The following is a 2,341-nucleotide window of genomic DNA, read 5'->3' as shown; positions in this document are numbered from 1 at the left end:
ACACAACCCAGGGGCGCGGGGAACTGCGCGACCAGCCACAACGAACCCGCAGACGCAAGCGCAGCGCAAACGCGTCGCGGTACCGTAAGCAGAATGACCACGTCGCGGCCCCCCGCCGCCCCCCGGACCCTCGCGGAAGAGCTGCGTGCCCGGCCCGACGACGAGCTCGCCGCCCTGCTGCTCGCCCGGCCCGATCTGATCAATCCGGTGCCCGGCGACCTCACCCAGCTGGCCACCCGTGCGGGCACGCGCGGGTCCGTCGTCCGGGCGCTGGACCACCTGGACCGGTTCGCGCTCCAGGTGGCCGAGGCCCTGGCCGTCGCCCCGGACCCCTGCCCGTACGCCACGCTGGACGCCCTGATGAGCGGCGACGCGCCCGACGACCCGTGCGTCGCGCGCGAGCTGCCGCGGGCTGTGGCCGTGCTGCGCGGCCAGGCCCTGGTGTGGGGCGGCGACGACCGGCTGCGGCTGGTGCGCACCGCCCGCGAACTGCTCGCGCCCGGCGCCACGCGCCCGTCCCCCACCGGCCTGGGCCCGTCCGTCGCGGAGGCGACGGCGGGCATGTCGCCGGGCCGGATCCAGCAGATCATCACGGCCGCCGGGCTGCCGACGACGCACGACCCGGTGACGGCGGTCACCGCGCTGACCGAGCTGTTCGAGGACCGTACGCGGATGGCGGCCCTGCTGGCCGGCGCGCCCGCGGAGGCGACGGCCGTGCTCGGCAGGCTGCGGTGGGGCCCGCCGTACGGCACGGTGACCGCGCACCCGGCCCCGCACCTGCGCTGGCTGCTGGACCGTGGCCTGCTGCTGCCCGCGACCACCGGCAACGTCGTCCTGCCCCGCGAGGTGGCCCTGCACCTGCGGGCGGGCCGGGCGCACCGTACGCCCGAGCCGGTGGCGCCGGAGCTCGCGCCGGTCACGGAGCACGCGGAGCGGACGGTCGACGCGACGGCGGCCGGGCAGGCGTTCACGGCCCTGGCGACGGTCGAGGAGTTGCTCAAGGAGTGGGAGACAGGCGGCCCGCTGGTGCTGCGCGCGGGCGGCCTGGCCGTACGCGACCTCAAGCGGACGGCGGCGCTCCTGGACACCACGGAGCCGCTGGCCGCGTTCTGGGCGGAACTGGCGTACGCGGCCGGGCTGCTGGCCTCCGACGGTGACGTGGACGAGCGGTACGCGCCGACGCCCGCGTACGACGAGTGGCTGGAGCTGCCCACCGCGCAGCGCTGGACCCGGCTGGCCACGGCGTGGCTCACGGCGACCCGTGCGGCCGGTCTCGTCGGCGGCCGGGACGCCAAGGCCCGTACGCTCGCCGCGCTCGGCCCCGACCTGGACCGCGCCCCGGCCCCCGAGACCCGGCACCGGGTCCTCGCGCTCCTCGCCACGCTGCCGCCCGGTGCCTCGGTGCCGCAGGAGCCGGTCCTGGCGCGGCTGCGGTGGGAACGCCCGCCGCGTACGGCCACCGGTCCGGAGGAGGACCTGCGCACCCGGCTCGCCCGCTGGGCGCTCACCGAGGCGGAGCTCCTCGGCGTGACCAACCGCGGTGCGCTCTCCGCCCACGGCCGCGCCCTGCTGCCGCCCGCGGCCGAGGAGGACACCGGCCCGTTGCGACCCGTCTGGCGTCCGCTCACCGACGTGGAACTGGGCGCCGCGGGCGTGCGGGCCGCGGAGCTGCTCGCCCCGCTGCTGCCCGAGCCGCTCGACCACATCCTGCTCCAGGCCGACCTCACGGCCGTCGCGCCCGGCCCGCTGGTCCGGCCGCTCGCGCAGACGCTGGGCGTGCTCGCGGACATCGAGTCCCGTGGCGGTGCCACGGTCTACCGCTTCACGCCGGGCTCCGTGCGGCGAGCGCTGGACGCGGGCCGTACGGCGGACGACCTGAAGTCCTTCCTGACGGCCCACTCGCGCACGCCCGTGCCGCAGCCGCTCGCCTACCTCGTCGACGACGTGGCGCGCCGCCACGGCCATCTGCGGGTGGGCGCGGCCGCGTCGTACGTGCGCTGCGACGACGAGGCCGCACTCGCCGAGATCGTCGCCGACCGCCGCTCGGCCCCGCTGCGGCTGCGCCGCCTCGCCCCGACGGTCCTGGCCGCGCAGGTGTCCCCCGACACGCTCCTCGACGGCCTGCGGGAGATGGGTTACGCGCCCGCGGCGGAGTCCGCCGAGGGCGACGTCCTGATCACCCGCGCCGACGCCCACCGCACCCCGCCGCGCACGGCCCCGGCACCGGTGCAGGAGGGCCCGCCCGCGCCCGACGCGACGCTGCTGGCCGCTGCCGTACGCGCCATCCGCGCGGGCGACATGGCCGCGACCGCCGAACGCAAGCCCACCCCCAGCGCCGCCC

General features: G+C 78.0%; 1 protein-coding gene. It reads left to right on the top strand.

All coding sequences use genetic code 11. The features are described 5' to 3' along the window. Window positions 1–93 precede the first annotated feature (93 nt). A partial coding sequence (locus K6I34_RS35800) for a helicase-associated domain-containing protein (protein ID WP_229332203.1) occupies window positions 94–2,341 on the top strand: 2,248 nt, incomplete at its 3' end.

It is taken from the genome of Streptomyces sp. UNOC14_S4 (assembly GCF_020740835.1).
Classification (GTDB): domain Bacteria; phylum Actinomycetota; class Actinomycetes; order Streptomycetales; family Streptomycetaceae; genus Streptomyces.
Note: the sequence above shows the minus strand (reverse complement) of the source record. Positions and strands in the feature narration are given on the sequence as shown.